This is a genomic window from Paenibacillus phytorum (assembly GCF_013141715.1).
Taxonomy (GTDB): Bacteria; Bacillota; Bacilli; order Paenibacillales; family NBRC-103111; genus Paenibacillus_E; species Paenibacillus_E phytorum.
The window spans coordinates 1-8085 of the sequence record NZ_WHOA01000103.1 but is presented as its reverse complement, the minus strand read 5'-3'; the positions used below and the strand labels follow the sequence as shown (position 1 = coordinate 8085).

The window sequence follows — 8085 nt, the reverse complement described above, 5'->3', positions numbered from 1 at the left end:
GTCCACCACATCGTCATTACCTCTCTGATGATGTTCATCTCCCCAATAATCGAACCAGCCATTCCAATATTCCATACATACCAACGGTTTGTCCGGCTGATATTCCTGCAATTTGGCAAATGCTTCTTCAGGCCGCGATCCGAAATTGACTGTTGCGAACACGTCCGGAATTAACGTACCTCCTTGAAGATTGGAATCGTCATACCCATCTGAAGTGAACAGAAGCACATCCATGCCACGGATGATCATGGCTTGCCTTATATACGCCAGATATTCTTTATCTGTTCCATAACTTCCGTATTCATTTTCAATTTGCATGGCGATAATCGGTCCGCCATTCGTACAAAGAAGGGGTTTAAACCTTGCCAATAATTCGTCGTAATAGGTGTATATTTTATCCAAATAAGGCTTATAGTAACAACGCAATTGCATGGAAGGGTCCTTAAGGAGCCAATAGGGCAACCCGCCAAATTCCCATTCCGCACAAATATAGGGACTCGGCCGAATAAGAATTGAAGACTTTTTTCAAAAATTTTTCAATCGCGATTTCATCGTTGCAAAATATCAAAGAATTATCCCTTGATAATGATAACAAGCGCAAATATATCCTCAAATGTTAGAGCTCATCTACATGTACCCTGGATTGGGTTTCAATGGATCGTTCTACAGCCTCGAGGACTTGTTGGCATTTCATCCCATCATAAAAATCGGGATACGTCCTGGAATGGCGCGAGTCCATACTGCTAATCATTTCATAAATCAAATGAATGAATGCATGCTCATAGCCAATTGTGTGACCCGGCGGCCACCATTGTGCCGCATATTTATGAACGCTTTCTGTGGCCATAATAGTTCTGAAGCCTTGAAGATGCGGCTCATCCTCACGTAGAAATACTTCTAACTCGTTCAATCGTTCCAAATTGAAACGAACGGCGCCATTGCTTCCATAAATTTCGAACGTATTGCCATTCTTCCAACCTGTCGCAAATCGAGTCGCCTCGAAAGTGCCCAATGCTCCGTTTTTAAATTGTGCGAGAAATGAGGTCGCATCGTCGACCGTCACAGCGCCCATCTCATCCGATGAAACTGCCGTTAACCCGACCATAGATTTGGCAATGGGACGCTGTTTGACAAACGTTTTTTGCTGGCCGACAACTCTATCGATGTCACCGATCAAATATCTGGCCAAGTCGACGCAGTGGGCATTCAAATCTCCGTGCGAACCGGAGCCGGCAACTTCCTTTTGCAGCCTCCATGCAAGCGGAAAGCCTGGATCTACGAGCCAATCCTGCAAATAAGTCGCTCTGTAATGATGAATTTCGCCCAATCTTCCCTCATCAATAAGCTGCTTGGCCAATTGAACCGCTGGGAGATAGCGATAGTTGAAACAGACAGCATGCACTATGCCCGCCTTTTCCGCCGCACTAAGCATTTCTCTGGCGTCTTGCAGATTTAACGCAAGGGGCTTCTCGCAAAACACATGCTTACCGGCTTGAATCGCAGCCATTACGATTTCCTTGTGCGAATTACTTGGCGCATTAACATCAATTAGATCAATGTCACTCCTTGCAATCAGGGCACGCCAGTCCGTTTCATACTCACTCCAGCCGAATCGCTCTGCCGCCTCCTTAACATTCGCCTCATCTCTGCCGCAAATTGCTTTCATTTCGACGGATTTATCCAAATCGAAGAACATGCCGATATCCTTGTAAGCATGGCTATGCGCTTTTCCCATAAATTTATAGCCAACCATGCCGACTCGAAGCTTTGGCTTTAAGCCCACCACATGTCACCTGCCTTTTCGCGAATCAAGATGTCATTAAGAAACCGAGCCGCTTTCGTATACCCTTCATTCACAGACATTAAACTATCTTCATGTTCGATACTGATAACGCCATCGCAACCTACTTTTTGCAGTGTGCTCACAATACTTTTCCATACTTTAGCGTCTGCGCCATACCCGATCGTGCGAAAAATCCAGGACCTGTTCAGCTCATCCGAATACGGTTTGACGTCCAACACGCCATTTATGGCAGTATTTCTGGGATCTATGTGCGTATCCTTGGCATGCACATGGAAAATAGCGCTTCCTAATGCCTTAATGCATTCAACCGGATCCATCCCCTGCCAGAATAAATGAGATGGATCAAAATTGACGCCGATGTTATCTCCTGTCGCTTCACGCAGACGTAATGCAGTCTCTGTGTTATAGACGACAAAGCCCGGATGAGCTTCGATGGCTACCCGAACCCCGTATTGCTTACAAAATTCGGACTGCTCCTTCCAGTATGGAATAACCTTGTTCGTCCACTGCCATTCCAATACATGTAGAAAATCCGGGGGCCAAGGACATGTAACCCAAGACGGATATAACGAATGCTCAGAATCTCCGGGGCAACCGGAAAACGTTATGACCGTATTTACGCCAAGGGCAGCGGCGAGTTTCACTGTACGCTTGTTCCTGATTCGGATGAAGCGGATTGCCATGACAACTGAGCGCACTGATGGTCAATCCTCGTTCTCCCGTCATCCTTATGATCCTGCTAATCGCTTGCTTATCTTGTAATAGTTCGGCCGGGGCTATATGGGACTTGCCCACATAGCCTCCTGTACCGATTTCTACCGCCTGCAACCCCTGCGATTGCGCCAAGTCCAGAGCCTCTTCCAATTGCTTATCGCCGAACAGAACCGTAAAGACACCTAGTTTCATGAGCACCTTGTTCCTTTCAAAGAATCAATAATTGGAATCCTTCTTAATAAATTGATCTATGTTTTCCGGAGTAACCGGCGTTGCTTCCAAAACGATGTGATGCGGAATGGATGATTCCCAGAATCCTTCCAGACCTTTTTTCTCTAAAATTTTAGTTGCCATGTTAACGGCGGTGCCTCCCATTGTAGGCGCGTATGTCAGGGATACGATAACCTCAGGCAGTTGTTTTTCTTTCATCATTTGATAAATTTCTTTCATGCCGCCGGAACTGACGATAAACATTTCTTTATCGCGCTTCGCATCGCGGACTGCTTGGACGATGCCGATCGTCATGTCGTCGTCTTGCGAATAGACAGCATCAATTTGCTTATTGGCTTGTAAAATGTTCTCTGTTGCTTTCAGCGCTTTTTCTCTTGTGAAATCGCCAGGCTGTGTAGCTACGATTTCAATCTCAGGATAATCTTTAATATAATCGCGGAAGCCTTTCGATCTTAAATCGGTAACGGTTGACGGCACGCCAGATATTTCGATGACTTTCCCCGCAGGCTTGCCCTTCTTCTTCTTCAATGCTTCCACTAAATATTTGGCGTCTCCATAACCTATGCCGTAATTGTCACCGCCTACATAAGTACGGTAGCTTTCTGTGTTTACAGCTCGGTCGATGACAACGAGCGGGATCCCCGCTTTGCTTATTTTTTCGGCTGCCGGAGTTAATGCGGCAGATTCCATCGGCAGCATGACAACAGCGTCAACTTTTTTGGTAATCAAATCCTCGATATCGGAGGTTTGCTTGGCAGGATCTTTAGCCGTGTACAAGATGTACTTCACATTCTTATGCTTTTCCGCTTCCGCCTTGGCGTTGGCTACCATTGCGCCCATCCATCCATGATCCGCGGAAGGAAGTGATATCCCGATCGTATATTCGCCTGCTGCGCCTGCTGCGCTTGTTGCATCTGCAGACGGACTTACTTTTGTTTCAACGCTAGGCTTGCTGGCGGTTTCCTCCGTACAACCCGTTAATACAGCACCGAAAGAAAGCATTAAAACCATTGGCAATACCATAAATTTTTTCACCATTGACTGACCCTCCAATTATAATAGTAGTAAACTTTTCTTGCTAATCCCTCTTTTGCAGCAAAACAGCAGCAACAATAATTAGACCCTTAACCACCCCCTGTAAGTATGGCGAGATATTTAACAAATTCATAATATTACTTAATACTCCCAGTATCAGAACTCCAAACAAGGTACCGAGAATGCGCCCTCTTCCCCCGGCCAGGCTGGCGCCGCCAATAATAACGGAAGCAATTGCATCCAATTCATACATATTTCCGGAGGTTGATGTCGATATAGAGTTAAGTCTGGAAGTTTCAATAATTGAACCAACTGCTGCTGTAAATCCACAAATCAAATAGGCAGTGATCGTGACTCGGAATACCGAAATGGCTGATAGACGGGCTGCTTGCGAATTGCCTCCAACAGCATAAATGTGTCTCCCTAATACTGTTTTCTCAAGCACGATATAGGAGAGGAATACCATTACGGCGAAAATGATAACCGGAATCGGTATGCCGAGCACATAGTTATTGCCGATTTTGGCATATAAGGAATTCATTCCCGAGATGGCGCCTGCGTCTGCATAATAGAGAGCCAGAGATCTTGCGATCGTCATCATGGCCAAAGTAGCGATGAATGCCGTTATTTTTCCATATGTCACCATCAAACCATTGATAAGACCGATCAATACGCCGCATAATAAGCCCAGCATAATCGAAACGATGACAGAGGAATGATAATTGACTTGTGCAGCCATAACGACTGTGCCGGATAACGCTAATATGGAACCAACCGATAAGTCGATCCCCCCCAGAATGATCACAAATGTCATGCCAAGGGCTAAGATGCCTACGATGGAAACCTGCCTCAGTATGTTCGTAATGTTGGCAACACTTAAGAAGTGTTCGCTTAATATTGAAGCAAAAATAACCAGCACGATAAGCGCGAATAGCACGCTGTATTGATCCCACACATATTTAATCCAGTTTCGATCTTGCTTAACATCCTTGTTGATTCCCGTTGCTGCGGTTGACATGCATCATGCTCCTTTTCATTTATAGTCCTGTAGCTAGTGCCATTACATTTTGTTCATTGGCGACGGTGTGATCGAGTTCTCCCTTAATTTTACCGTGATGCATAACGAGAATGCGGTTACATAATCCAAGAAGTTCGGGCAACTCTGATGAAATGACGATTACAGCCTTGCCTTCAGCTGCAAACCTGGAAATCATCTCATAGATTTCCTTCCTGGCTCCTACATCAATGCCTCTGGTCGGTTCATCCAGAATGAACAATTCGCTATCAGAAGCAATCCATTTAGCCAGAACTATCTTTTGTTGGTTTCCGCCACTTAAATTTTTGACGGGTCCTGTTCGTTTATGTACTTTAACATTTAATTCGTTTATTTTTTGTTCCACGAATTGTCTTTCTAATTTCCGACGAATAAAACTCCATTTGCTTACTTTACCCGAGCAGGTTACCGAAACATTCTGAGTTACTCCCAAATCCAGAAAAAGTCCCGTCCGTTTCCGATCTTCGGTTGCGAAGCCGATACCTGCTTGTACCGCATCTAATGGACTCCTGAACGTCGCTTTCTTGCCTTTCCAATACACTGCGCCGGCATCCGGCTGCCAATCTCCGAAGATAGTTCTAACGAGTTCTGTCCGACCGGCTCCGATCAATCCTGCGAAACCAACGATTTCACCTCTCCTTACGGAGAAACTTACGTCTTCAAAATTTCGCTTGCGCGTCAGCCGCTCGACCCTCAGAATCTCATCGCCAAATCGTTGGCGTTTATCCGGATACAGATCGCTTAGCTCGCGACCCACCATCAAATTTGCGATTTCTCTTTCTGTAAGCCCTTCCATCGAAAGAGTCGTAACAAATTGACCATCGCGCAACACGGTTATTCGGTCGCAAAAGCGCTTCAATTCGTTTAATCGATGGGAAATGTAGATAATGGCTACGCCTTTGCTTTTAAATTGATGAATCAGCTCAAAAAGCTTTTGCGCTTCTTTCTCCTCCAGAACGGCAGTCGGTTCATCCATGATCAGGATTTCCGCCTGCATAGACATTGCTTTTGCTATCTCTACGATCTGCTGTTCTCCAATGCTCAGGCTGCTTATCAGCGCATTCGGGTCTAGCTGCAAATCAAAGCTTTCAAGTAGTGATTTCGTTTCGCGAACCATCGAACCGAAATCGGAAAAAAAGCCTCCTTTCCTGTGCTCGCGTCCAAGAAAAATATTTTCAGCCACGCTCATGTGAGGTATAAGATTCAATTCTTGATGAATAATGGAGATTCCAAGCCGCTTTGAAACGTTAGTCGATGAAATTGTCACCGGCTTTCCGCGTAAAATGATCTCTCCATCATCGGGCTGATGAATGCCGGCAAGTATTTTCATCAAAGTAGATTTGCCGGCGCCGTTCTCCCCTACAATTGCGTGGGCTTCTCCCGCGTTCAGATTGAACTGCACTTGGTTAAGCGCATTCACTTTGAAAAAGCTTTTGGATATCCCTTTCATCTCTAGTAGCATTTCTCTACCTGCTTCCCAATTTAATAAGGTATAAGACTATCGTAATGGAAAGGGCCGGCTCGAACAATTAACTAAATTGAGGTAAAAGTTATACATTCTTGTGGTTGTATAATCTTCAACTATTGTAATGCTCAAGAACAGAAGTTCATGAGGTTTTTTCCGGGTTAATTGCTTTATATGTATAAATGGAAAAGAGACTGATTGAATAACAATCAGTCCCAGACCGTGGTGAACCATTCATTTCCCGCTCATACATTGTCAATCGCGTCGAATCCGATCTCTTTCCATGATTGCCATTGCGCTCAATTCATCTTTCAACTTGCATTGCCACTTGCCAGTTTGATCACGGCCGGCTTTACCCCTTTGGCTAATGCTAACACGGTTATTTCGCCCGGCGTCTCTCGGGCTTGCAGCAGCACGGTAGCGATACCAGCCTCCGCCCGTACTGGATTTTCACCGACGATGACCGCCGGACCATTGATGTCGAACAAAACCTCGTCGCAGGCAGAGGGTACCACAGTCCCGTTCGCGTCCTTGATTTCGGCATAGACAAACACGAAGTCGGCGCCATCGGCGGAAATCTTTTTGGTTATTATAGCCGAAGCCTTACTGTTGCTTGAAACAACATTAGACTCTAGCTGCGAATCCACCTGTTTCACGTTGTCCAGTGCAATTTCAGCAGACCCTTGACTAACCGCTTTGCCGAATTCTTTTAGTGGATCATGCAACATCTATCACTATATTATAAGAGTTTGTTCGTTCAGATAACGTATGTAATCTATTATTTGTACCGTTTTGAAGTACAAATAGTTGGATTTCTAATTGAGTCAACTTCTCGCACTAAATGTCAGCGTAACCAGCATTACATCGCCGTTCAGAGATGGAGCCCGTTTGAGCCTCTTGCAGCACGTGGAAATGTAAGGGGGAGACACTAAATCTCCCCCCCCATTTCTTTACCGATTTCCAATACTTGAAGATGTCGAATTCTTTTAGTAGATCATTCTACACTTTAAAATGAAGTTTATATATCGCAGTGTAAGCAATGCTAATAATCTAATATTAAACTTTTGGTTGTACATTGAGTATCCTAAAAATATATATAATTATCATAAAAAGTGAACTTTTTCGGCATTTACAATATTCTGAAAGAGTCTTATCAAACTCCTATATACTTCAACGTGACCGACGGTGCAGAATGATTAAATAATTCTTTAAGCACGGATGCGTTTTTGGTTTTTTGATAAAAATGATATCCATACGTCTTACGTAACGTATGTGTACCGACTTCATTTAAACCTGCTTCATTGGCAGCCTGATTTAAAATTCGATATACTTGAATCCGTTTGATTGGAACGCCCGTTCTCTTTGAGCGGAACACATACTCTTCATCATCCATGGGTTGAAGATACTCTTTGTAACCGAAACGTAACTCTTCAATCAGCTCGAAACTTTTTTCTTTTCCGGTCTTTTTTTCTTTTACTTGTATAACATTTTTCCCCTTTACATCTTTACTTTTAATTGGAGCAGGTCGTTAAGATGCAAACCCGAATTTATTCCGGTTGTAAACAGAAGCCAATCTCTGAGTGATCGCTTCAAAAGAATATCTTGGATTTCTTTTATTTTTGCCCTATCCCTTATGGGATTGACCTTTTGCATAACTTTCACTCCTTCTTTTAATTTGTGATACATTTTGTATTATGAAGATTGGCAAAGTGATGGCATGAATTTCAATGTTGAATTTGCGCTAAAACATACCTTAACCCCAGCATAAAGGTTGCTTTTATG

6 protein-coding genes and 2 pseudogenes are annotated in these 8085 nt (G+C 44.0%); all 8 read right to left on the bottom strand.

Features of this window, described 5'->3' with window-relative positions:
- Positions 1–513, bottom strand: a pseudogene (locus GC098_RS16145) (beta-galactosidase); the annotation flags it as partial.
- A gap of 103 nt (positions 514–616) precedes the next feature.
- Positions 617–1753, bottom strand: coding sequence for a Gfo/Idh/MocA family protein (locus GC098_RS16140; protein ID WP_171644165.1), 1137 nt, complete (start codon positions 1751–1753; stop codon positions 617–619).
- 20 nt (positions 1754–1773) lie between these two features.
- A pseudogene (locus tag GC098_RS16135) lies at positions 1774–2710 on the bottom strand (sugar phosphate isomerase/epimerase family protein).
- A gap of 24 nt (positions 2711–2734) precedes the next feature.
- Positions 2735–3787: a substrate-binding domain-containing protein gene (locus GC098_RS16130; RefSeq protein ID WP_171644164.1), complete on the bottom strand. Its 1053-nt coding sequence runs from the start codon at positions 3785–3787 to the stop codon at positions 2735–2737.
- A 40-nt stretch (positions 3788–3827) separates the two neighbouring features.
- Complete coding sequence (locus GC098_RS16125) at positions 3828–4802, bottom strand: ABC transporter permease (RefSeq protein ID WP_171644163.1); 975 nt, start codon at positions 4800–4802, stop codon at positions 3828–3830.
- A 19-nt stretch (positions 4803–4821) separates the two neighbouring features.
- A complete protein-coding gene (locus GC098_RS16120; protein ID WP_171644162.1) occupies positions 4822–6300 on the bottom strand; it encodes a sugar ABC transporter ATP-binding protein in 1479 nt (492 codons plus the stop codon).
- Positions 6301–6614: 314 nt separating this feature from the next.
- Positions 6615–7031 carry a hypothetical protein gene (locus tag GC098_RS16115; protein WP_171644161.1) on the bottom strand — a complete coding sequence of 139 codons (417 nt, stop codon included), beginning with the start codon at positions 7029–7031 and terminating at the stop codon, positions 6615–6617.
- Positions 7032–7456: 425 nt separating this feature from the next.
- A complete protein-coding gene (locus tag GC098_RS40070; protein ID WP_312880163.1) occupies positions 7457–7738 on the bottom strand; it encodes a tyrosine-type recombinase/integrase in 282 nt (93 codons plus the stop codon).
- Positions 7739–8085 lie beyond the last annotated feature (347 nt).

Coding starts and splice junctions, on each gene's coding strand:
- GC098_RS16140 (WP_171644165.1), bottom strand. CDS start 1,753: ATGGTTGGCTATAAATTTATGGGAAAAGCGCATAGCCATGCTTACAAG.
- GC098_RS16130 (WP_171644164.1), bottom strand. CDS start 3,787: ATGGTGAAAAAATTTATGGTATTGCCAATGGTTTTAATGCTTTCTTTC.
- GC098_RS16125 (WP_171644163.1), bottom strand. CDS start 4,802: ATGTCAACCGCAGCAACGGGAATCAACAAGGATGTTAAGCAAGATCGA.
- GC098_RS16120 (WP_171644162.1), bottom strand. CDS start 6,300: ATGCTACTAGAGATGAAAGGGATATCCAAAAGCTTTTTCAAAGTGAAT.
- GC098_RS16115 (WP_171644161.1), bottom strand. CDS start 7,031: ATGTTGCATGATCCACTAAAAGAATTCGGCAAAGCGGTTAGTCAAGGG.